Origin of the sequence: Rathayibacter sp. AY1D5, from assembly GCF_002932515.1 — a bacterium.
Taxonomy (GTDB): Bacteria; Actinomycetota; Actinomycetes; order Actinomycetales; family Microbacteriaceae; genus Rathayibacter.
This window is the reverse complement of record NZ_PSVU01000019.1, coordinates 35,249-58,116: the sequence shown is the minus strand read 5'-3', so window position 1 is coordinate 58,116 and position 22,868 is coordinate 35,249. Positions and strand designations below refer to the sequence as shown.

Genomic DNA, 22,868 nt, shown 5'->3' with positions numbered 1-22,868 from the left:
GACCGGAGCGGCGTTGCGCGGAGGAGGACGGGGGTCAGCGGCTGCGGGGCGCGGCGCCCGCGGTCGGCGCGGTGCGGGTGTCGACGCTCGCCGTGAGTGCCGCGGAGTAGCCGGACGCCGGGCTGCCGGACATCGTCGCGAGCTGCAGGGCTCCGCCGTCGTCGCCGAAGACGGAGTCGGTGTCCAGGCCGACCCGGGCGAGGTTCGCGGCCGAGCCCGCGTACGCGTCGAGGGCGTAGACAGCGGTGCACGCCTCCTCCTGCAGGGCGACCTGCGAGGTCGCGATCGCGTTCGACGCGTCGGTGATCGAGTCCACTCCCGGGTACACCTCGAAGTGGATGTGCGGCCAGCGGCCGGAGTAGCAGGCCGGGACGATCGAGGCGAAGGAGACGACGCCCGACGCGTCGGCGACCTGCACGCCGCGGAGGTACGTCTCGTCCTCGACGCCGCTGGAGTACATCGAGTAGTCCCCGTGCGCGTCGCAGTGCCAGACGTACACGGCGGCTCCGGCGAACGGCACGCCCCCGCTCGCCGCGTCGAGGATCGTCAGAGTGAGCGCCAGGGGGACCCCGTCGGCCGTCGCGCCGCCGCCGATGCTGGTGCGCAGGTCGCTGCGGACGATCCCGGAGCGCTCGAGGACGTCGACCCCGTTCGAGCCGTCGCCCGGGTAGGGGCCGGCCGTCTCGTCGGGGATCTCGCCGGCGACCGCGGTGCCGGCCCCGGCCGTGGCGGTCGCGGTGGGAGTCGCGGTGGCGGTCGCGGCGGATCCCGATCCTCCGGTGGCGCACGCCGCGAGCCCGAGGGTCGCCGCCCCCGCGCCGACCAGAGTCAGCACGCCGCGCCGCGAGAAGAGGGTCCCCACGTCGAACGGGAGGCCCTGGTCGACCACCTCCTCCTCGGGGCGGTCGAGCCGGCGGCCCTCGTAGGCTGGTCCGTCGGGCGTGCTGCGGGGCTCCGGGATGCGGGTCATGGTCGTGCTCCTCGTCGATCGTGGTGTCCGTCGCGAGCAACCCTGGCGGCCAGGGCTCTGCGCCTCCGATGACCGTCCTACGACCCTCCTATGACCGACCTGCCGACCGCCCTGCAGGCCTCCTCCGACGCCGCGACGCCTCTCACGGTGCTCCGAACCCGGCCGCCGCGAGCACCGCGCGCCCGGCGTCGGAGGCGACGTACGCGACGAAGGCCGCCGCCGTGGCCGGGTCGCCCGCTCCGGTCAGCGCCGCGATCGGGTACGTGTTCACCGCCTGCGAGGCCTCGGCGAAGGGGATGCCGGTGACCGAGCCCGCGGCCCCGCGGACGTCGGTCGCGTAGACGAGCCCGGCGTCCGCCTCGCCCGAGGACACCTTGCCGAGCACGTCGGTGACCGACGACTCCTCGCTCACGGGGGAGATGTCGACCCCGGCGGCCTGCTCGACCGCGACGGCCGCTGCTCCGCACGGCACCTGCGGCGCGCAGACGACGGTGGCGGTCCCGGGCCGGGCGAGGTCGGCGAGCGAGGCGACCTGCGCCGGGTTGCCGGGAGGCACGGCGATCTCGAGCGTGTTCGTGGCGATGTCGACCGGGTTCCCGTCGACGAGCCCGGCCTCGGCGACGGTGGACATGGTGCGCTCATCGGCGGAGGCGAAGACGTCGGCCGGGGCGCCGTTGACGATCTGCGTCGCGAGGTCGGAGGAGCCGGCGAAGGAGAGCTCGACCTGCGCGCCGGGCTCGGCGGCCTCGAACCCCGTGGCGAGCTCGGTGAACGCGCCCTTCAGCGAGGCGGCGGCGAAGACCGTGAGGGAGCCGCCGGACGAGGACGTCGCGCCGCCGGTGGCCGCGTCGCCGGTGGCCGCGTCGCCGGCGGGGGTCGACGGAGCGGAGCAGCCCGCGAGCAGGAGGAGCGCGGCAGCGGCCGGGACGAGGGAGAGCAGGCGACGATACACGGGGACCTCCGGATCTGAAGTCCGCAGATACGGCGGACAGCTGATCCTAGGACCTCAGGTGCGGAGGCGGGCTGGGAGGAGGGCCTCACGTGCGGCGGAGAGACGATCCGAGGATCGGACCGGCCGGGCGACGCGCCTGCGCGAGGACCGACGGGCCGCGCGACGCACAGCGGCGGGTGGACCGCAGCCCTCCGGCTCCGGCCCGCCCGCCGCTCGTCGCGGCCGCCTCGACGGCGGTCCTCCGCTCAGCCCTGCGGCGGCGAGTAGAACTGGAGGTCGTTGCCCTCCGAGTCCTTGAAGGGGAGGATGCGGCCCCACTCGTGGTCGCTGATCTCGCCCTCGATCGACGCGCCCCGCGCCGTGAGGCGCTCCAGCTCGTCCTCGATCGAGCCCTCGGGCTGGAACGAGATGACCGCCCCGCCCTGCTCCGCGACCGTGGCCGACTCGCGGGCGTTCAGGCCGATCATCAGCCCGCCGGCGTCCAGCTCCGACCAGTCGTCCGAGGTGTCCTTGACCTCGAGGCCGAGCGTGTCGCGGTAGAACGCGACCGCCCGCTCCATGTCCGTGACGGGGACCCAGACCGTTGCGACTCCTGATGCCATGTCGTGCTCCTTCGCTCGATGATGCCGTTCCTCCGACGCTAGGTCGGGGACGCCCGGAGCGGGGGCCCTTGCGCCGACGCGCGGAGGCTGCTCTCGCGCGGGCGCCTCTCCGCCGAGACACCGCCCCTCGCCGGCGTCTCGGCGCGCAGCGGGACGTCTCCGCCCGGCCTCCTCGCGAACGCTCCCCGCCTCAGCGCTCGGCGACGAAGCGGTGCACCACCGCGAGGTCCTCGTCGCCGAGGCCGGCGTCGACCAGGTCGCGGAACACGGTGCGGAGCGTGCCGAGCAGCGGAGCGGAGGTGCCCGTCGCCTCCGCCTCGTCGGCCGCGGCCCGCAGATCCTTGTCCATGAAGGAGGCGACGCCGGTCGGCGTGTAGTCGCGGGCGACCAGGGCGGCGCGCTTGGTCTCGAGCACGCGGCTGTCCGCGTAGCCGCCCTGCAGCAGGGCGAGCAGCGTGTCGAGGTCGAGGCCGGAGCGCTCGGCGATGACGGCGGCCTCCGCGATCGCGGTCATGGTCGCGGCGACGACGAGCTGGTTGCAGGCCTTCGCCACCTCGCCGGCGCCGAGCGGCCCGAGGCGGACGGCGGTCCCGCAGGCGGACAGCACGGGCAGCACGCGGGCGACGTCCTCCTCCGCTCCGCCGGCCATGATCGAGAGGGTCCCCGCCTCGGCGCCCTCGGTGCCGCCGCTGACGGGGGCGTCGACGAGGCGGAGCCGCGGGTGGCGTCCCGCCAGCTCGCGCAGGCCGGTGGCGGACACGCTGGAGCAGACGACGAGCACGAGGTCCGCCCCCGCGGCGAGCACTCCCTCTTCTCCCTCGAGCACCTCCTCGAGCTGCGGCAGGTCCGGCACCATCACGATCAGCACGTCCGAGGCGGCGGCGAGCGAGCGGGCGGAGTCGTGCCACTGCGCCTCGGGGACGGCGCGGCGGGCGCGGTCGGCGGAGCCGGGGCGCGCGGTGATCCCGAGCGGGACGCCGGCGGCGACGAGGCGCCGGGCCATCGGGGCGCCCATGCTCCCGAGCCCGACGAAGCCGGTGCGCGCGGGCGGGAGGGCGGCGGTCGTGGTGTCCGGCATGCGCCCAGCATATCGAACACGGTTCACAGGAGTGAAGTAGGGTGGGCGCGGGCCGATCCGGGGGAGAGCCTCCCGCACCGTCCCGCGAAGGGACACCCGTGACCGATCGCCTCCGCGTCGTCATCGCCTCGCCGCTCAGCCCCGAGCTGATCGCCCGCATCGTCGAGCTCGAGCCGCGCCTCGACGTCGTCGCCGACCAGAGCCTCCTCCCTCCGATGCGCCACCCCGGCGACCACGGCGGAGACCCCTCCTTCCGGCGCACCCCGGAGCAGCAGCGCGCCTTCGACGAGCTCGTCGACTCCGCCGACGTGCTCTACGGCGTGCCGGACGAGACCCCCGCCGCCCTCGCGCGCACGGCGGCCGCGAATCCGCGCCTCCGCTGGGTGCAGACGATGCCCGCGGGCGGAGGCGCGCAGGTGCGGGCCGCGGGGCTCGACGACGCGCAGCTCGAGCGCATCGCGTTCTCCACCTCGGCGGGAGTCCACTCCGAGCCGCTCGCCGAGTTCGGGGTCTTCGGACTCCTGGCCGGCGCCAAGTCCCTCCCGCGCCTCCAGTCCCTCCAGCGCGAGCGCGTCTGGGGCGGCCGGTGGACGATGGGGCTGATCTCGGAGCAGACGGTCCTGATCGTGGGGCTCGGCACGATCGGGCGCGCGACGGCCCGCAAGCTCCAGCAGCTCGGCGCCCGCGTGATCGGCACGAGCCGCCACGAGACCGAGGTGGAGCACGTCGACGAGATCGTCGCCCCCGACGCGATCGCGGAGGTGGCGGGCCGGATCGACGGGGTCGTCGTCACGCTCCCCGGCACCGCCGCCACCGAGAAGCTGGTCGGCTCAGAGTTCTTCGCCGCACTGCGCCCCGGCGCCTCGTTCGTCAGCGTCGGCCGCGGGACGGTCGTCGACGAGGAGGCGCTGCTCGCCGCCCTCGACGACGGCCGCGTCGGCTTCGCCGCGCTCGACGTGGTGGCGGAGGAGCCGCTCGAGCAGAGCAGCCCGCTCTGGAGCCACCCGAGCGTCCTGATCAGCCCCCACACCGCGGCGCTGAACGTCGCGGAGGACCGCCTGATCGCCGAGCTCTTCGCGCGCAACACCACCCGCTTCCTCGACGGGGAGCCCCTGATCAACCGAGTCGATACGGTGGAGTTCTACTGATCCCGCCCCCGGAAGAGGACGCCATGGCCCGCCCCGATGCGCCCCCGACGACGGTCGACTCCGACAGGGGCTCGGGCGCCCCCGCCGTGTCGCGCGCCATGCGGATCCTCGACCTCCTGGCCGACGCGGGCGGCCCGCGCACGCTGACGGACATCGCCCGCGAGCTCGGGATCGCCAAGTCGTCGACCTCGAACCTCTGCGCCGCACTCGAGGAGGGCCGGCTCATCCGCCGCGTCGGCTCCGGCTTCCTCCTCGGTCGGCGCACCGTCGAGCTCGGCAGCCACTACCTCGCCGGCTTCGACCCGGTGCGCGAGTTCTACCGGCTCTGCGAGGAGTCGCCGGTGCTCTCGCGTCAGCTGGTGCAGATCGCGCTGCTCGACGGCACGCGGGTCCTCTACCTGGCGGTGCACGAGGGGCGGGAGCGGTTCGCGCTGTCCGCGAGCGTCGGCGACCGTTACCCCGCCTCCGCCACGGCCGTCGGAACGGCGCTTCTGGCCGAGCTCGACGACAGCGAGATCGCCGAGCGCTTCGCCGACGACCGAGACATCGTCGTCTTCACCGACCGGTCCACGTCCTCGACCCGCGAGCTGCTCCGCAAGGTCGCCGCGGCGCGCGTGCGCGGCTACGCGATCGACGACGGCGAGCTGCACCCCAGCGTCCTGGGCGTCGCCGTCGCGGTCCCGGCCGCCACCCGCTCCGATCTCTCGGTCGCGGTCGGCGTCTCGCTGGTCCGGCCGGTCGGCGACGATCAGGAGGAGGTCGTCGCGGCCCTCCGCGAGGCAGCCGCGGCGCTCGGCCGCCCGCCCCTCGTCGCCGGAGCGCCCGCCTGACGCCTCGCCGTCCATTCTGTTGAATGCCGTTCACTGGGCTGTTACGCTCGGCCCATCCCGCCTCTGCGGGCCGGAGTGAGCGAGGCACCGTGGCGACCAGCAGAACGAGCAGCACGAGCAGCCGCACCGGCGTCGAGCCGAGGGGCGTCCGCTGATGCGCCTCGCGCGGATCCGGGCCGAGGACGGACCGGCCGTCGTCCTCCAGGTCGCGGGGGAGTGGCGCGAGATCGAGGACGCCTTCGCCGCGGAGCCGGTCGAGACGGGCCGCCGCTGGCCCGTCGAGGGCGCGCAGCTGCTGGCACCGGTGGAGCCCCGCGTCATCCTCGGCATGGCGCACAACGGCTCCGCGGCCGACCGGCTGCTGCCCCCGCAGGCCTTCCACAAGACCGCGCACACGCTGGCCGGGCCCGGCGATCCGATCGTCCTCGACGAGGGCATCGGCCCGGTGGTCGTCGAGGGCGAGCTCGCCCTGGTCATCGGCCGCACCGCGCGGCACCTCACGCCCGAGGACGCGCTCGCGCACGTGCTCGGAGCGACGGTCGCGAACGACGTCACCGCTCCGGGGATGATCGCCGCCGACGGCCTCTTCCTCCAGGGCAAGAACGGCGACGGCTGGACGCCGCTCGGACCGTGGATCGAGACCGGAGTCGACGTCGACGCGGTCGGCATCACGGTGAGCGTCGACGGGGAGGTGCGGGCCGTCTCCTCGACCGACCGCCTCGGCTGGCGCGCCGCCGAGATCCTGGTGCACCTCACCTCCCACCTCACGCTCCACCCGGGAGACGTCGTCCTCACCGGCTCGCCCGGCACGGCCGTCGAGGTCGGGCCCGGCCAGGAGGTGCTGATCGCCCTCGACGGGATCGGCGCGCTCGCGAGCCGCACCGTCGCGGGCCCTCCGCGCGCGGCGCCTCCGCAGCCCTGACACCCGCTCCGACCCTCTGGAGGAACCGTGCTCTTCGACCTGACCGACCGCGTGGCGCTCGTCACCGGATCCAGCCGCGGCATCGGCCGCGCCGTCGCCACCGGCCTCGCCGAGGCGGGCGCCACCGTCGTCCTGAACGGCCTCGACCCCGAGCACCTCGAGGCCGCCCGCGCCGAGCTCGCGGAGCGGTTCCCCGGCACCGACGACCGCCCGCGGATCCACGCCCGCGCCTTCGACGTCACCGACGACGCGGCCGCCGAGGCGGGCGTCGCCTGGATCGAGGAGGCGGTGGGCCCGCTGCGCATCCTGGTCAACAACGCCGGCGTCCAGCACCGCGTGCCCCTGCTCGAGCTCGAGGTCGCCGACTGGGAGCGGGTGCTGCGCACGAACCTCACCAGCGCCTTCGTGGTCGGCCGGGCGGCGGCGAAGCGGATGATCCCGCGCGGCGCCGGGAAGATCGTCAACGTCGCCTCGGTGCAGGCCGATCTCGCGCGGCCGACGATCGCGCCCTACACCGCCTCGAAGGGCGGGATCCGCAACCTCACCCGCGCGATGACGGCGGAGTGGGCGCAGCACGGCATCCAGGTCAATGCGATCGCTCCGGGGTACATCCACACCGAGATGACGCAGGGCCTCGTCGACGACGAGGAGTTCAACAGCTGGATCCTCGGGCGCACGCCCGCCGCGCGCTGGGGCCGCGTCGAGGACCTGATCGGCCCCGCCGTCTGGCTCGCCTCCGACGGCTCGGACTACGTCAACGGGCAGGTCGTCTTCATCGACGGCGGCATGACCGTCGTCGTCTGAGCCACCCCTCGACCCACGAACGGAACCCGCATGACCGCGCTCGTCCCCGCCTCCACCACCCGCGTCGTCGTCCACGCCGCCGGCGACCTCCGCGTCGAGGAGGCGCCGCTCGCGCCGCGCGGTCCCCGCGAGGCCCTCGTCGCCGTCGCGTACGGCGGGATCTGCGGCTCCGATCTGCACTACTGGACGCACGGCGCCGCGGGCGAGTCGATCCTCCGCGAGCCGCTGACGCTCGGCCACGAGGTGGTCGGCACGGTCGTCGAGGCAGCGGCGGACGGCTCGGGACCCCCGGTCGGCGCGGCCGTCGCCGTGCACCCCGCGACCGCGCGCGGCGAGTGGCCCGACGGGCGCCCCAACCTCGCGACCGAGGGCACCTATCTGGGCAGCGCCGCGCGGATGCCGCACACCCAGGGCGCGTTCGCCCGCCACGCGGTGCTGCCGACGCGCATGCTCCGCGAGCTGCCCGCCGGTCTCGGGCTCCGGGAGGCGGCGCTCGCGGAGCCGGCGAGCGTCGCCTGGCACGCGGTCTCGCGCGCGGGGGAGGTGGCGGGACGGCGCGCGCTGGTGATCGGCAGCGGCCCGATCGGGGCGCTGATCGTCGCCGTGCTGAAGCGGGCGGGGGCGGCCGAGATCGTCGCCGTCGACCTGGCCGAGGAGCCGCTCGCGATCGCCCGCGCGGTCGGCGCGACCCGGACGATCCGCGCGACCGACTCAGCCGCGATCGCCGAGGTCGCCGCCGACGCCGTCTTCGAGTCCTCGGGCAGCCCGCGTGGCCTCGGCTCGGCCGTCCGGGGCGCCGCCCGCGGCGGCACCGTCGTGATGGTGGGACTCCTCCCCTCGGGCGAGCAGCCGGCCCTGATCTCGCTCGCGATCACCCGGGAGCTGCGCCTGATCGGCTCCTTCCGCTTCGTCGACGAGATCGACGAGGTGCTGGCGGCGCTCGCCGACGGGAGCCTCGCGGTGGCGCCGGTGGTCACGCAGGTGGTGCCGCTGGAGCGCGCGCTCGAGGCCTTCGAGCTCGCCCGCGACGCCTCGCGCTCGAGCAAGGTGCTGCTCGACTTCACCCCGTGACGGGCGCTCGAGGCGCCTCCGGAGGGTCGGGATCGCCCGAGCGTTCGGGGTTCCCTCGGACGGCGGCGCCGCCGGAGCACTACCGTTGCACCATGGCGTCCACCGATACCCCCGATTCCGCCCCCGAAGCCGACACCGCTTCCGAGAGCGCCCCCACGCTCACCTTCTCCGACCTCGGTCTCTCCGACCCGGTCCTCAAGGCCCTCAAGGAGGTCGGCTACGAGACGCCCTCGGCCATCCAGGCCGCGACGATCCCGTCCCTCCTCTCCGGCCGCGACGTCCTCGGCGTCGCCCAGACCGGCACCGGCAAGACCGCGGCGTTCGCGCTGCCGATCCTCTCGCGCCTCGACGTCTCGCAGAAGACGCCGCAGGCCCTCGTGCTGGCCCCGACCCGCGAGCTCGCGCTGCAGGTGTGCGAGGCGTTCGAGCGCTACGCGTCCGGCCTCCGCGGCGTCCACGTCCTCCCCGTCTACGGCGGCCAGGGCTACGGCACCCAGCTCTCCGCGCTCCGCCGCGGCGTCCACGTCGTCGTCGGCACGCCCGGACGCATCATGGACCACCTCGAGAAGGGCACCCTCGACCTCTCGCAGCTGAAGTTCCTGGTTCTCGACGAGGCCGACGAGATGCTCAAGATGGGCTTCGCGGAGGACGTCGAGACGATCCTCGCCGACACCCCCGTCGAGAAGCAGATCGCGCTGTTCTCGGCGACGATGCCCGCGCAGATCCGCCGCATCTCCGGCAAGTACCTGAAGGAGCCGGAGGAGATCACGGTCAAGAACAAGACCACGACCTCCGTCAACACCACCCAGCGCTACCTGATGGTGTCGTACCCGCAGAAGGTCGACGCCCTCACCCGCATCCTCGAGGTCGAGAACTTCGAGGGCATGATCGTGTTCGTCCGCACGAAGAGCGAGACGGAGACGCTGGCCGAGAAGCTGCGCGCCCGCGGCTACACCGCGGCGGCGATCAGCGGAGACGTGGCCCAGGCCCAGCGCGAGCGCACGGTCGAGCAGCTGAAGTCGGGCAAGCTCGACATCCTCGTCGCGACCGACGTCGCCGCCCGCGGCCTCGACGTCGAGCGCATCAGCCACGTCGTCAACTACGACATCCCGATCGACACCGAGTCGTACGTCCACCGCATCGGCCGCACCGGTCGCGCGGGGCGCAGCGGAGCGGCGATCAGCTTCGTCACGCCGCGCGAGCGCCGCCTCCTCGCCGCCATCGAGAAGGCCACCCGCCAGCCGCTGACCGAGATGCGGATGCCGAGCGTCGAGGACGTCAACGTCACCCGCCTCTCGCGCTTCGACGACGCGATCACCGCGGCGCTCGCCGACACCGAGCGCCTGCAGCGCTTCCGCGACATCATCGGCCACTACGTCGAGCACCACGACGTGGTCGAGTCGGACGTCGCCGCCGCGCTGGCCATCGTCGCGCAGGGCGAGGAGCCGCTGCTGCTCTCGCCCGACGACCCCCGCTTCGCCCGTCGCGAGCGCGAGGACCGCGACTCCCGGCCCGACCGCGGCGACCGCCCCGAGCGCGGCGACCGCTTCGACCGCGGCGGCGACCGGGGCGAGCGTCCCGAGCGCCGTCAGCGCCCGGCGAACAGCAACCTCGCCTCGTACCGGATCGAGGTCGGCCGCCGCCAGCGCGTCGAGCCCCGCCAGATCGTGGGCGCGCTCGCGAACGAGGGCGGCCTCAACCGGGGCGACTTCGGGCACATCGACATCCGCCCGGACTTCTCGATCGTGGAGCTGCCGGCCGACCTGCCCCAGGACGTGCTCGACCGCCTCGCCGACACCCGCATCAGCGGGCAGCTGATCGAGCTGAAGCCGGACCGCCGTCCGAGCCGCGCCGGCGCCGACCGCGGCGCACGCCCCAGCGGCCCGAGCCGCTCGAGCGAGCGCCCGGAGCGCAAGCCGCGCTACTGACGGCTCCCGCCTCTGCGGACGGGCTTCCACGAGACGCCACTCCGGTACAGCGACCCTTGCGTGTCGCGAACCGGAGTGGCGTCTCGCGTTGGTGCGGGGGGCGGCCTCAGCGGCGCAGGACGCGCCGGGCCAGCACGTTGCCGAGCAGCTGCACCAGCTGCACGATCACGATGATCACGAGCACCGCGGCCCAGGTGACGACCGGCTCGAACTGCCGGTAGCCGTACTGGATCGCGAAGTTGCCGAGCCCGCCGGCGCCGATGTATCCGGCGACCGCCGACATGTCGATCACGGCGACGAACACGAACGTGTAGCCGAGGATCAGCGGACCGAGCGCCTCCGGCAGCAGCACCGTGCGGACGATCCGGAACCGGCTCGCTCCGACCGACCGCGCCGCCTCGATCACGCCGGGCTGCACGGTCAGCAGGTTCTGCTCCACGATCCGCCCGATGCCGAAGGCGGCGCCGAGCGAGAGGGTGAAGACGATGGCGTCCGTGCCGATGCCGGAGCCGACCACCAGCCGGGCCAGCGGCTGGGCCGCGGCGATGAAGATGATGAACGGGATCGGCCGGAACACGTTCACGATCACGTTGAGCAGTCCGTGGACCACCCGGTTCGCGTAGAGGGCGCCGCCGCGGGTGAGCGCGAGGCCCAGCCCGATCAGCAGTCCGCCGAGCCCGCCGAAGAGGAGGCTCAGCGCGACGATGTAGAGCGTCTCGCCGGTCGCCTGGACGAGCTTGGGCAGGAGCGGGATCAGCTCGTTCATCGGGGCACCTCCGTGAGGGCGACGCGTCCGCCGAGGCGGGCGAGGAGGGGGTCGACGACGCCGTCCGGCGCGTCGAGAGCGACCGTGAGGTGGCCGAAGGCGCGCCCGCGGACGTCGGTGATGCCGCCGTAGACGAGCTCGAGCGGCACGCCGGCGGCCGCGACCTCGGCGAAGACGTCGCCCTGGGAGGCGGAGTCGTCCGAGAACGAGAGCGTGACCAGCCGACCGCGGTGGCGCGCGCGCAGGACGGCCGCCTCCGCGGGCGAGGGCACCGAGCGGACGACCGTGGAGACGAAGCGGCGGGTGACCGGCTCGCGCGGGGCCGAGAACACGTCGAAGACGGGCCCGCGCTCCACGATGCGGCCCGACTCCATCACCGCGACCTTCGTCGCGAGCTGCTGGACCACGTCCATCTCGTGGGTGATCACGACGATGGTGACGCCCAGCTCCTCGTTGATGCGGCGGAGGAGGGCGAGCACCTCGCCTGTGGTGTCCGGGTCGAGCGCGCTGGTGGCCTCGTCGGCCAGCAGGATGCGCGGGGAGGCGGCGAGGGCGCGGGCGATGCCGACGCGCTGCTTCTGCCCGCCCGAGAGCTGCTCCGGGTGGCTGCGCGCCTTGTCGCTCAGGCCGACGAAGCGGAGCATCTCGTCGACGCGGGCGCGCTGCTCCGCGCGCGGGACGCCCGCGACCTGCAGCGGGTAGGCGACGTTCTGCCACACGGTCTTCGAGCCGAACAGGTTGAACTGCTGGAAGATCATCCCGATGCCCAGGCGCAGCCGGCGCAGCTCGCGCTCGGGCAGGCCAACGGTCTCGCGGCCGTCGATCTCGATGCTGCCGCTGGTCGCGGGCTCGAGGGCGTTGACGAGGCGCGCGAGCGTGCTCTTGCCGGCGCCGGAGTAGCCGATCACGCCGTAGACGTCGCCCGCCTCGATCTCGAGGCTCACGCCGTCGACGGCCGCGGTCGGGGCGGCGCCGCGCCCTGCGCCGGGGTACACCTTGCGCACGTCGGTCATGCGGATGAGCGGCACGGGGCGCCCTTTCTGTTGCGGGGGAGGCACGGGACCGCGCCGGAGGGGAGCTCCGCGAGCGGAGGACCCGACCGGCGCGGTGCCGCGGGTGCCGGAGTCAGGAGGCGGCGGAGATGTCGGTCTCGGCGGACTCGAGCGAGGTCTCCAGCTCGGAGGCGGGGGTCTTCAGGAAGACCGCGGTGCCGCCGGACTGCTCCGAGACGCCGTCGAGCACGTCCTGGCTGTCCTGGTAGACCGAGACGAGCTTCGTGTAGGTCTCGTTCTCGGCGTCGTCGGCCCGGGCGGCGAAGATGTTCGTGTAGAGCAGGGAGGCGGGGTCGCTCGGGTCGTCCTGGGCGATCGCGTCCGAGGCCTTCAGGCCCGCGTTCTCGATGAAGTCGTTGTTGATGATCGCGGCGGCCACGTCCGGGAGCGACGTCGGGGTGAGGGAGGCCTCCAGTGCCGTGACCTCCACCTTCGAGGAGGATTCGACGTCGTCGACGTTCGAGAGCACTCCGCCGCCGTCCTTCAGCTCGACGAGCCCGGCCGACTGCAGCACCAGCAGCGCGCGCGCCTGATTCGTCTCGTCGTTGGGGATCGCGACGGTGGAGCCGGCGGGGATGTCCGCGACGTCGTCGTACTGCGAGGAGTAGAGGCCGAGCGGGTAGATCGCGGTCGCGCCGATCGGCACGAGGTCGGCGTCGGCCGAGGTGTTGTACTGCGCCAGGTAGGCGATGTGCTGGAACTGGTTGAGGTCGATCTCGCCCTCGGTGAGGGCGGGGTTGGGCTGGTTGTAGTCGCTGAAGTCGACGATCTCGACGTCGATCCCGGCGTCGGCGGCGGCCTTCTCGTAGGTGGCCCAGTAGGGGTCGCTCGCGCCGACCACGCCGATGCGGACGGTGTCGTCGCCGCCGCCCGCGCCGGAGCAGCCGGCGAGGAGGAGGGCGGCGGAGGCGGCGATCGCGGAGGTCGCGAGGAGTCGGGTGCGCAGGGTCATGGCTGTGGGGATCCTTCCGTGGAGAGGATCCGGGCACTCGGCGCCGACCGAGCGGTGCTGGTCACCGCCGGCGCTGCGACCGGCCTCCGGTCGCTCGGCGCCGCGACTGCGCGGATCCCGGGGATCACCTTACGAAGGCGGTCGGACCCGCGCGGAACCCGCGCGTAACACGGCGACTCGGAGGCAGAGGAGGCGCGCGCTCACCGCGGGATCGCGCTGTGACGGCTGCTCAGCGCCTGACCGCGCCGCGCCGGACGCTCAGCTCGCGAGCGCGCCGTCCTCGCCCGCCGACGCCTCGTGCTTGGCGATCCGCTTCGCGATCGCGTCGCGCTCGGCCCGGAGCGACGCGATGGTCGGCTTGTCCAGGCGGGGGTCGGCCAGGTCGGCGAAGGGGCTCGCGGCGCCGGTGCGCGCGGACACGAGCGCGGCGTACGCCTTCGTCGCGGCGCGGAGCTCGGCTCCCGCCCGTTCGACCTTCCGCGGCTTCGACTCCTTGTCCGAGACGAGTCGGGCGTGCTTGTCGAGGGCGTCTACCAGCGCGCGATGCGCGGCGTCAATCTTCTTGCTCATAGGCGCATTATGGCGCAGGATCGGCGCATGGCGCCGAACGCGTCCCCGCACCAGCCCTCCGTCCCCCTTCGCGAGATGCCGCTCGGGTATGCAACACGCAGGGGAGGTGTACCGGGGCGGCATCTCGCGGGGAGGGGTCGGGTCAGCGGGCGACCGGCGTGGAGACGGACGACGCGCCCGCGCTGGTGGCGACCGCGTCGAGGACGCGCTGCACGTCGAGGGCGTCGGCGAAGGTGGGCGTCACCGCCGTGCCGCCGGCGATCGCCTCGACGAGGTCGACGACCTGGTGCGTGAAGAGGTGCTCGTAGCCGATGCCGTGCCCGGTCGGCCACCAGGCGGACATGTACGGGTGCGCCGGCTCGGTGACCTGGATGCGCCGGAAGCCCTGCGCCTCCTCGGGGTCGCGGGCGTCGTAGTACTCGAGCTCGTTCATCCGCTCGAAGTCGAACGCGATCGAGCCGAGCTCGCCGTTCACCTCGATCCGGTTGGCGTTGCGGCGGCCGGTCGCGACGCGGGTCGCCTCGAAGACGCCCAGGGCGCCGCCCTCGAAGGAGGCGGTGAAGGCCGCGGCGTCGTCGACGGTCACGGCGCCGCGCGGGGCGTCGGCACCGGCGCGGCCGCCGAGGCCGACCTGCTCGCTGAGCACGGGGCGCTCGGTGGTGAAGGTGCGCAGCGTCGCCGAGACCGAGGTGATGCCGCGGCCGGTCAGCCACTGGGCGGTGTCGATGCTGTGCGCGCCGATGTCGCCGAGGGCGCCCGAGCCGGCGCGCTCCTTCTGCAGGCGCCAGGTCAGCGGCGCCTCGGAGTCGGACAGCCAGTCCTGCAGGTACTGGGCGCGCACGTGGCGGATGTCGCCGAGGCGGCCCTCCTCGATGAAGCGCTTCGCGAGGGCGAGGGCCGGGGTGCGGCGGTAGCTGAAGCCGCACATCGCCACCTTCCCGGAGGCGGCGGCCGCGGCGACCATCCGCTCCGCCTCCTCGACGGAGTTGGCGAGGGGCTTCTCGCACAGCACGTGCTTGCCGGCCTCGAGGGCCGCGATGGCGATCTCGGCGTGGGTGTCGCCCGGGGTGCAGATGTCGACGAGGTCGATGTCGTCGCGGGCGATGACGGCCCGCCAGTCGGTGGAGGCCTCGCTCCAGCCCAGCCGCTCGGCGCGCTCGGCGGTCGAGTCGGGGTTGCTCCCCACGAGCACGGCGAGCTCGGGGCGGAGGGGGAGGGGGAAGAAGCGGGAGGCGGTGCGCCAGGCGTGCGAGTGGGTGCGGCCCATGAAGGCGGTCCCCACCATCGCGACGCGCAGGGCTCGGTCGTTCGACATCGTCGTCCTTTCGTCGGCCGTACGACCCTGCCACGGGTCGGGGCGCGGGCGCTACCGCGCTCGGCGAGGCCGCCTCTGGGGCGACGCGCCCGGGCTGCACGGACGTGAGCGCGTTCATAGAGTTCGGAGAGCGCTCTATCACGGACGGAATGTCTCAACCGCCGCCGTCAGATGTCGCGTAATCCCGCGGATCCCAGCCCTGACGCGGTAGCAGGAAGCCCTCGGGGCGACTGGGCGATCACCCGAACCGCCTTCGAATCGGTTCAGAACTTTTGCTTGACCCGCGACGTAAGTGGAAGTAGCTTCATCCGCATGGTCACCGCAGACCCCCGCAGCACTGCTGCACAGCCTCTTCCCCGCACCTCCGACGAGTCTCAGCAGCTGCTTCTGCAGATGCGCGGCATCGTGAAGGTCTTCCCCGGCGCCCGTGCTCTCGACGGCGTCGACCTCGATGTCCGACCCGGTGAGGTGCACTGCCTCCTCGGCCAGAACGGCGCCGGCAAGTCCACCCTCATCAAGACCCTCGCCGGGGCCCACCAGCCCACCGAGGGCGAGATCCTCGTCGACGGGAACGTCGTCACGATCCCGTCCCCGACGGCGGCCCTCGCCCTGGGCATCGCGACGATGTACCAGGAGCTCGACGTCGTCGACGGCCTCTCCGTCGCCGAGAACATCTTCCTCGGCCACGAGCTCTCCCGCGGCGGCTTCACCGCCCGGGCGAAGGCCACGAGGATCACCCGCGAGCTGATGGAGCGCCTCGGCCACTCCGAGATCTCGCCGAACCGCGAGGTCGGCACGCTCTCCGCCGCCGGCAAGCAGATCGTGCAGATGGCCCGCGCCCTCTCGCACGACGCGCGGGTCATCATCATGGACGAGCCCTCCGCGGTGCTCGACTCCGAGGAGGTGGAGAACCTCTTCCACGTGGTGCGCCAGCTCACCGCCTCCGGCGTCGCCATCGTCTACATCTCGCACCGCCTCGACGAGATCCGCGCCATCGGCGACCGGATCACCGTGATCAAGGACGGCGCGACCGTCGCGCAGAACCTCGCGGTCGCCGACACCCCCACCTCGAAGCTCATCACCCTGATGACCGGCCGCGCCGTCGAGTACGTCTTCCCGGACCGCCAGGAGCTCGACGTCGAGGCCGAGACGCTGCTGAAGGTCGAGAAGCTGGGCCTGCAGGGCTCCTTCTCGGACGTCTCCCTCGAGATCCGCGCCGGCGAGGTCGTCGGCCTCGCGGGGCTGGTCGGCTCCGGCCGCTCCGAGATCCTCGAGACCATCTACGGGGCGCGCCGCGCCAGCACCGGGACGGTCAGCGTGGCGGGCAAGCGCCTGCGCGCCGGATCCGTCACCTCGGCGGTCGACGCCGGCATCGGCCTCTGCCCGGAGGAGCGCAAGAGCCAGGGCCTGCTCCTGGACGAGCCGGTCTACCGCAACATCACCCTCTCGACCTTCGACCGCTTCGCCAAGCGCGGCTTCCTCGACGAGCGCTCCGAGCGCGCGGCGGCGGCCGAGCAGGCGGTCTCCCTCGACCTGCGGCCCTCCGGGGTCGACCGCGACGCCCGCACCCTCTCCGGAGGCAACCAGCAGAAGGCGCTCCTCGCCCGCTGGCTCGTGCGCGGCTGCCGCGTCCTGCTGCTCGACGAGCCGACCCGCGGGGTCGACGTCGGCGCACGGGCCGAGATCTACACCCTGATCAGGGACCTCGCGACCAACGGCGCCGCCGTGCTCGTGGTCTCCAGCGAGATCGGCGAGGTCCTCGGACTCTCCGACCGAGTGCTCGTGATCTCCGACGGCGCCGTGGTCCACGAGGGCCCGGCCGATTCGATCGACGAGCACCGCGTGCTCGATCTCGTCATGGAAGGAAGTGCAGCGTGAGCGGACAGCTCGACACCGCGTCGCCGTCGATCGGCGGTCCGCAGGAGGACGCCGCCCGTCACGCGTCGGCCGCGACGGGAGGCTCCTCCGGGGGCGTGCCCTCGAAGGACTCCCGCTCCGGGATGGCCCGCCTCATGCAGGGCTCCCTCGGCCGCAACGTCGGGCTGCTGCTCGCGCTGGTGATCCTCTGCATCGTCGGATTCGCCACCGCGGGGGAGCGCTTCGCCAGCGTCGACAACGTGCTCACGATCCTCCGCCTCGCCGCCGTCATCGGCGTGCTGAGCATCGGCATGACCTTCGTCATCACCTCCGGCGGCATCGACCTCTCGGTCGGCTCCGTGATGGGGCTCGCGACGGTCTGGGCGAGCACGGTCTCGACCCAGTACTACGCGGCCAACACCTCCTGGCTGGTGATCGTGCTCACCGCGGTCGTCGTCGGCCTCGTCTGCGGCCTGATCAACGGCGCGCTGATCGCCTACGGCCGGGTCGTCGCCTTCATGGCGACCCTGGCGATGCTCGTCGCCGCCCGCGGCTTCGCCGAGCTGATCTCGAACCGCCAGACGCAGGTCGTCACGGTCACGCCGTTCCTCGACTTCTTCCGCGCCGACGTGCTCGGCATCCCGGTGCTCGTGCTGATCTTCGTGGTCGTCGCCGTCGCCGGCTGGATCCTGCTCAACCGCACCACCTTCGGCCGCCGCACCATCGCGGTCGGCGGCAACCCCGAGGCGGCCCGCCTCGCCGGCATCAAGGTCCGCCGCCACACCATGTACGTCTACGGCCTCGCCGGGCTCACCGCCGGCATCGCCGCCGTCATGATGCTCGCCCGCACCACCGCCGGCAGCTCGACCAACGGCCTCCTCTACGAGCTCGACGCCATCGCGGCGGTCGTCGTCGGAGGCACGCTGCTGGCCGGCGGCCGCGGCACCATCGTCGGCACCGTGTTCGGCGTCCTCATCTTCACGACCCTGACCAACGTGTTCACGCAGAACAACATGTCGACCTCGACTCAGGCCGTCGCGAAGGGCGCGATCATCGTCGCCGCCGTCCTGCTGCAGCAGCGGTTCGCCGCCCGCGGCAGGAAGTCCTGACCCCGGGGCTCCGGCCCCGCTCCTCCACACACAGCAACCCACCCGACCACTCAGGTCACCTCTCCGCAGGACACGTGTGCCCTCGGACCCCTCGGATCGATCGAAGGAGATCACTTCCATGCCCGCACGCCCCTTCACCCGCAGCCGCATCTCCCGCACCGCCCGACTCGGCTCGGCCGGCGTCGCCTTCGGCGCCGTCGCGCTGATGCTCACCGGATGCATCTCGAACGCCCCGGTCGAGACCGGCAACGCCGCCTCCGGCGGGACCGCCGCCGCCGTGGCCGCCTCGGACAACGACGCCTCCGGCGACAACGTCGTCATCGGCTTCACCGCTCCCGCCGCCGACCACGGCTGGATGGGCGCGGTCAGCCGCGCCGCCATCGCCGAGGCCGAGAAGTACGACGACGTGGAGCTCCGCACCGCGGAGGGCACCAACGACGTCAACCTCCAGATCAGCCAGGTCGAGACCTTCATCAACGACGGCGTCGACGCGATCGTGCTCCTGCCGATCGACGGAGCGGCGCTCACGCAGGTCGCCACCCAGGCGATGGAGGCGGGCATCACCGTCATCAACGTGGACCGCGAGTTCTCCAGCCCCTTCGCCGCCCGGTCGACCATCCTCGGCGACAACTACGGCATGGGCGTCAGCGCCGGCACCTACATCTGCGAGGAGCTCGGCGACAACCCCGACGCCGTCGTCGCCGAGATCGCCGGCATCGACTCCCTCCCGCTGACCCAGGAGCGCAGCCAGGGCTTCTCGGACGCGCTCGAGGGCTGCGGACTCGACGTGGACAACCGCGTCGCCGCCGACTTCACCGTCCAGGGCGGAGAGCAGGCCGCGGCCAACCTCCTCCAGGCCGCGCCGAAGATCGACGCCATCTGGAACCACGACGACGACCAGGGCGTCGGCGTCCTCGCGGCGATCGACACCGCCGGACGCGACGAGTTCCTCTTCGTCGGCGGCGCCGGCTCGGCCAACGTGATGCGCGCGATCGAGGCCGACGACTCCGTCGTCAAGGCCACGGTCGTCTACCCCTCGACCCAGGCCGCGGACGGCATCAAGCTCGCCCGCCTCGTCGAGCAGAACAAGTCGATGGCCGACACCAGCTCGCTCGGCGTCCCGCGCCAGATCCAGCTCTTCGCGCCGGTCGTCACCAAGGACAACGTCTCCGAGTACCTGCCCTCGGCCTTCGAGTCCTGATCGGCCCCACCAGCCCGGGTCGGCGCGGGAACCATCCCGCGCCGACCCCCACCTCGGCGCCGCCCCGGGATCACTGACGACCCGCAGCGCAACGCCACCGGCATCCGCGAGAGGAGGAGGAGTGCAAGACACCGGCCACAGGGCCGGACAGGAGGAGACCGGATCCGCTCAGTCGTGCGGACAGCGACGGACCCGGCCTCTGCGATGAACACCTCATTGAAGGAATCACATCACGCATGAATGGTAAGCGATCCTCGAGAAGAAGCATCAGGCGTCTTCTCGCACTCGGCATCGCCGGGATGGTGACGGTCTCCGGACTCACCGCCCTCGGCCTGCCCGCCTCGGCCCACGACGGAGTGGACCACGGTTCCGAGGGCGGAGCATCCGCTCTCGACTGGAGCAACTACGAGAAGGTCCTGCTGACGAAGAACGTCGGCGAGCCCCTCGACCTGGCCGTCCTCCCGGACAAGTCGGTCCTCCACACCGCTCGGAACGGCGAGATCCGCCACACCGACCCCAAGACCGGCACCACCCGTGTCGTCAACACGATCCCCGTGTACCAGAACTCGGAGGACGGACTGCAGTCCGTCGGCATCGACCCCGACTTCGCCGAGAACAAGTGGGTCTACCTCGTCTACGCGCCCCCCGGGAACACCCCGACCGGCGCGGCCCCGAACATGCTGCCCGAGGGCGCGACCGACAGCTACTGGGACCAGTGGAAGGGCATCAACCGCCTCTCCCGGTTCAAGTGGACCGGCTCGGGCCTCGACCTCGCGAGCGAGCAGAAGATCATCGACATCGAGACCCAGCGCGGGCAGTGCTGCCACGTGGGTGCCGACTTCGACTGGGACGCCGACGGCAACCTGTACCTCTCCACCGGCGACAACACGCCGGCGAGCGCTCCGGGTGCCGCGGGCTTCGCGCCGAACAACGACGCGCCCCGCATGAACCCGGGCTTCGACTCGCGTCGCGGCGCCGGCAACACGAACGACCTCCGCGGCAAGATCCTCCGGATCACCGTGCAGGAGGACGGCTCGTACACGATCCCCGACGGCAACCTCTTCCCGGTGGGAACCGAGAAGACCCGCCCCGAGATCTTCGTGATGGGCGTCCGCAACCCGTTCAAGATCGACGTCGACGCCGAGACGAACACCCTCTCCTGGGGCGACTACGGCCCCGACGCCACGAAGGCCGCTGCGGCCGACGGCGTCCGCGGCCCGATGGGCCTCGTCGAGTGGAACGCGACCGGACTGGACGAGCCGCACAACTCCGGCTGGCCCTACGTCCACGGACCCAACGCGCCGTACAACGAGTGGAACTTCGAGACGTCGACGCCCCGCGGCTTCTTCGACCCGGAGAACCTGAAGAACAACTCGCGCTGGAACACCGGCCTCGTCGACATCCCGGACGCCAAGGCGGCGACCGTCTACTACGGCGACAACCCCGGCGACCAGCCGTTCGACGAGCTCGTCAACTTCGGGACCAGCACCGGCCAGGGCCCCATGGGCGGACCGGTGTACCACTTCGACGCGGACAACACCTCGACGTCGAAGTTCCCGGAGTACTGGGACAAGAAGACCTTCTTCGGCGAGTTCTCGCAGGACTACATCGCGGCGTTCACGCTCGATGAGGACCGCGCGGTCACGCACATCGAGGACTTCCTCCCCAACGCGGCGCTCAGCCAGGCCGCGCAGCCGATCCACGACAACCCGATGGACATGGAGTTCGGCCCCGACGGGTCGATGTACGTGATCGAGTACGGCGACGGATTCTTCCGCGCCAACCCCGACGCGGGCCTGTACCGGATCGACTACGCCGAGGGCAACAAGGCGCCGCAGGCCCGCTTCACCGCGACCCCCCTGTCCGCCTCGCAGACCCCGCTCGAGGTCACGTTCGACGCCAAGGGATCGACCGACCCCGAGGGCGACGCGCTCACCTACGACTGGGACTTCGACGGCGACGGCACCTTCGACGCCACCGGAGTGACCGTCAAGAAGACCTACACCGAGCTCGGACAGTTCACGGCCCGTCTGCGCGTCACCGACGCCAAGGGCAAGTTCAGCCTGACCTCGCGGGTCATCTCGGTCGGCAACCAGGCGCCGCAGATCCAGATCCAGACGCCCGGCAACGGCTCGTTCTTCAGCTGGGGCGACGCGATCCCCTACCAGGTGACCGGCAAGGACGCTGAGGACGGCGACCAGATCGTCAGCAGCCGCGTGGGCTGGACCTACGGCCTCGGCCACGACGAGCACGCCCACCCCGAGGTCACCGGCACCGGTGCCAAGGGAGCGTTCCCGACGTCCAAGGACTCGCCCGAGCACGGCCCCGGCGCGCTGCTGTACGGCACCGTCGTCGTGACCTACACGGACGGCGGCTTCAACGGCCTGCCCCCGGCTGCGGCCGAGGCGACGCTGCGGCTGAACCCGAAGACGCAGGAGGCGGAGCACGCCGCCCGTGAGGGCGTCCTGCCCTACGCGGACACCACCGCCAGCGGCGGCAACGCCGTCAGCGGACTCGGTGCGGGATCCTTCCTGCGCTGGGACCCGGTGAACTTCGCCAACCTGACCGGCGTCGTGGTCCGCGCCACCGGTGAGGGCACCGTCGACCTCCGCTGGAACGCTGCCGACGCAGCGCCCTTCGGAACGGCGACCATCCCCGCGGGAGCCGGCTGGAAGGACGTCCTCGTCCCCTTCGGCACCAACGTCCCCCGCGGCACCGGCTCGCTCTACGTGACCTCGCCCAGCGGCCTGTCGCTCGACTCCCTCACCTTCCAGGGTGCCGGCGCCGGTGACAAGACGGCTCCGACCGTCGCGGCGACCCTCGACCCGGCAGCGCCTGCGGGCGTCGGCGGCGTCTACAACAAGCCCGTGACCCTCGGCCTCACCGCCACGGACAACGGAGCGCTCTCCACCGTCCAGTACTCCGCCGACAACGGCACGACGTGGACCACGATCCGCGCCGTCAACGGCGCGTACACGGTTCCGTTCACCACGAACGGCGCCCGGACGATCCAGTACCGCGCCACCGACACCGGCGGCAACGTCTCGGCGGTCGGCACGGTGAAGTTCACGATCGACCTGGCCGCGGCGAACGCCCCGACCGCCGCGTCGACCACCACCGTGGCGCTCTCGGCTCCCCGCGTGACCTTCGGGGCACCCGGCGAGGCGACCGTCACGGTCACCGGACAGGGTGGGAACCCCGGCGGAGAGGTCGTCCTCTACGAGGGCGCCACCGAGCTGGGCCGCGCGACGCTGAAGGACGGCAAGGCGACCTTCGCCCTGCCGAAGACCCTCGGCGCCGGCACCCACACCCTCCGTGCGGCGTACGGCTCGGACGCCACCTTCAAGGCCTCGGAGGGCACCGCCCGCCTGATCGTCTCGAAGGCCGCCTCGGAGCTCACCGCGACCGTCTCGCCCAACCCGGTCAAGCCGGGCGCCAGCGCGCAGGTCACGGTCGACGCGAAGTCCTCGACCGGTGTCGCCGGCACCGGTCAGGTGAGCGTGATGGTGAAGAGGAACCTCTCCACCGTCGCGATGCTCACCGGGACCCTCGACGAGAACGGGCACGTCGTGGTGACGCTCCCGAAGCTCGCGGCGGGCAGCTACAAGCTGACCGTCACCCACACCGCCACGGCGGACACCAACGCCGCGTCGGCGCTGCTGAACCTCACCGTCCAGCAGTAGCCCCCGCGCAGGGGCCGGCCGGCTCGACCGGGCCGGCCGGCCCCCCACCCCCTGCACC

19 protein-coding genes are annotated in these 22,868 nt (G+C 72.7%); 10 read left to right on the top strand and 9 right to left on the bottom strand.

All coding sequences use genetic code 11. The features are described 5' to 3' along the window. Positions 1-34: 34 nt before the first annotated feature. The 4 genes from C5C82_RS07840 to C5C82_RS07825 form a co-directional block, all read right to left on the bottom strand. On the bottom strand, positions 35-970 hold the full coding sequence (locus C5C82_RS07840) for an intradiol ring-cleavage dioxygenase (RefSeq protein ID WP_104296003.1): 936 nt from the start codon (positions 968-970) through the stop codon (positions 35-37). Positions 971-1,112: 142 nt separating this feature from the next. Continuing rightward, positions 1,113-1,922 (bottom strand): molybdate ABC transporter substrate-binding protein, encoded by an 810-nt coding sequence (gene modA, locus C5C82_RS07835; protein ID WP_258062943.1) that lies wholly within the window; start codon positions 1,920-1,922, stop codon positions 1,113-1,115. A 245-nt stretch (positions 1,923-2,167) separates the two neighbouring features. After that, the gene (locus tag C5C82_RS07830; RefSeq protein WP_104233520.1) at positions 2,168-2,524 is read right to left on the bottom strand and encodes a VOC family protein; all 357 of its coding nucleotides are present in this window, start codon (positions 2,522-2,524) and stop codon (positions 2,168-2,170) included. A 190-nt stretch (positions 2,525-2,714) separates the two neighbouring features. Then, positions 2,715-3,602: an NAD(P)-dependent oxidoreductase gene (locus tag C5C82_RS07825; RefSeq protein WP_104296004.1), complete on the bottom strand. Its 888-nt coding sequence runs from the start codon at positions 3,600-3,602 to the stop codon at positions 2,715-2,717. Positions 3,603-3,700: 98 nt separating this feature from the next. Here C5C82_RS07825 and C5C82_RS07820 point away from each other — a divergent pair, with 98 nt between their 5' ends. The 6 genes from C5C82_RS07820 to C5C82_RS07795 all read left to right on the top strand — a co-directional run bounded on the left by C5C82_RS07820 (position 3,701) and on the right by C5C82_RS07795 (position 10,305). Continuing rightward, the gene (locus C5C82_RS07820; RefSeq protein WP_258062944.1) at positions 3,701-4,750 is read left to right on the top strand and encodes a D-2-hydroxyacid dehydrogenase; all 1,050 of its coding nucleotides are present in this window, start codon (positions 3,701-3,703) and stop codon (positions 4,748-4,750) included. 23 nt (positions 4,751-4,773) lie between these two features. After that, on the top strand, positions 4,774-5,580 hold the full coding sequence (locus C5C82_RS07815) for an IclR family transcriptional regulator (RefSeq protein ID WP_104233523.1): 807 nt from the start codon (positions 4,774-4,776) through the stop codon (positions 5,578-5,580). Between the two features lie 154 nt (positions 5,581-5,734). Further along, positions 5,735-6,502 carry a fumarylacetoacetate hydrolase family protein gene (locus C5C82_RS07810; RefSeq protein ID WP_104296006.1) on the top strand — a complete coding sequence of 256 codons (768 nt, stop codon included), beginning with the start codon at positions 5,735-5,737 and terminating at the stop codon, positions 6,500-6,502. Between the two features lie 27 nt (positions 6,503-6,529). Further along, positions 6,530-7,306 (top strand): SDR family oxidoreductase, encoded by a 777-nt coding sequence (locus C5C82_RS07805; RefSeq protein ID WP_104296007.1) that lies wholly within the window; start codon positions 6,530-6,532, stop codon positions 7,304-7,306. 30 nt (positions 7,307-7,336) lie between these two features. Beyond that, entirely contained in the window at positions 7,337-8,377 is a 1,041-nt protein-coding gene (locus C5C82_RS07800) for an L-idonate 5-dehydrogenase (protein ID WP_104296008.1), read from the top strand. Positions 8,378-8,469: 92 nt separating this feature from the next. After that, positions 8,470-10,305, top strand: a complete 1,836-nt coding sequence (locus C5C82_RS07795; RefSeq protein WP_104237941.1) for a DEAD/DEAH box helicase — start codon at positions 8,470-8,472, stop codon at positions 10,303-10,305. A 106-nt stretch (positions 10,306-10,411) separates the two neighbouring features. Here C5C82_RS07795 and C5C82_RS07790 read toward each other — a convergent pair whose 3' ends face one another. The 5 genes from C5C82_RS07790 to C5C82_RS07770 all read right to left on the bottom strand — a co-directional run bounded on the left by C5C82_RS07790 (position 10,412) and on the right by C5C82_RS07770 (position 14,960). Continuing rightward, on the bottom strand, positions 10,412-11,071 hold the full coding sequence (locus tag C5C82_RS07790; protein ID WP_104233527.1) for a methionine ABC transporter permease: 660 nt from the start codon (positions 11,069-11,071) through the stop codon (positions 10,412-10,414). Next, positions 11,068-12,099, bottom strand: coding sequence for a methionine ABC transporter ATP-binding protein (locus C5C82_RS07785; RefSeq protein WP_258062945.1), 1,032 nt, complete (start codon positions 12,097-12,099; stop codon positions 11,068-11,070). Before C5C82_RS07785 ends, C5C82_RS07790 begins: the two co-directional genes overlap by 4 nt. A gap of 97 nt (positions 12,100-12,196) precedes the next feature. Continuing rightward, entirely contained in the window at positions 12,197-13,075 is an 879-nt protein-coding gene (locus tag C5C82_RS07780) for a MetQ/NlpA family ABC transporter substrate-binding protein (protein WP_104296009.1), read from the bottom strand. 258 nt (positions 13,076-13,333) lie between these two features. After that, positions 13,334-13,645 carry a hypothetical protein gene (locus tag C5C82_RS07775; RefSeq protein ID WP_104233529.1) on the bottom strand — a complete coding sequence of 104 codons (312 nt, stop codon included), beginning with the start codon at positions 13,643-13,645 and terminating at the stop codon, positions 13,334-13,336. Between the two features lie 142 nt (positions 13,646-13,787). Further along, positions 13,788-14,960 (bottom strand): Gfo/Idh/MocA family protein, encoded by a 1,173-nt coding sequence (locus tag C5C82_RS07770; RefSeq protein ID WP_104233530.1) that lies wholly within the window; start codon positions 14,958-14,960, stop codon positions 13,788-13,790. Positions 14,961-15,353: 393 nt separating this feature from the next. On the opposite strand from C5C82_RS07770, the gene C5C82_RS07765 reads away from it, so the two are divergent. The 4 genes from C5C82_RS07765 (at position 15,354) to C5C82_RS07750 (ending at position 22,810) form a co-directional block, all read left to right on the top strand. Further along, positions 15,354-16,838 carry a sugar ABC transporter ATP-binding protein gene (locus C5C82_RS07765; protein WP_208543410.1) on the top strand — a complete coding sequence of 495 codons (1,485 nt, stop codon included), beginning with the start codon at positions 15,354-15,356 and terminating at the stop codon, positions 16,836-16,838. 122 nt (positions 16,839-16,960) lie between these two features. Then, entirely contained in the window at positions 16,961-17,926 is a 966-nt protein-coding gene (locus C5C82_RS07760) for an ABC transporter permease (protein ID WP_104222491.1), read from the top strand. A 118-nt stretch (positions 17,927-18,044) separates the two neighbouring features. Next, positions 18,045-19,127: a substrate-binding domain-containing protein gene (locus tag C5C82_RS07755; RefSeq protein WP_104296010.1), complete on the top strand. Its 1,083-nt coding sequence runs from the start codon at positions 18,045-18,047 to the stop codon at positions 19,125-19,127. 236 nt (positions 19,128-19,363) lie between these two features. Then, positions 19,364-22,810, top strand: a complete 3,447-nt coding sequence (locus tag C5C82_RS07750; RefSeq protein WP_146078491.1) for a PQQ-dependent sugar dehydrogenase — start codon at positions 19,364-19,366, stop codon at positions 22,808-22,810. Positions 22,811-22,868: the final 58 nt, after the last annotated feature.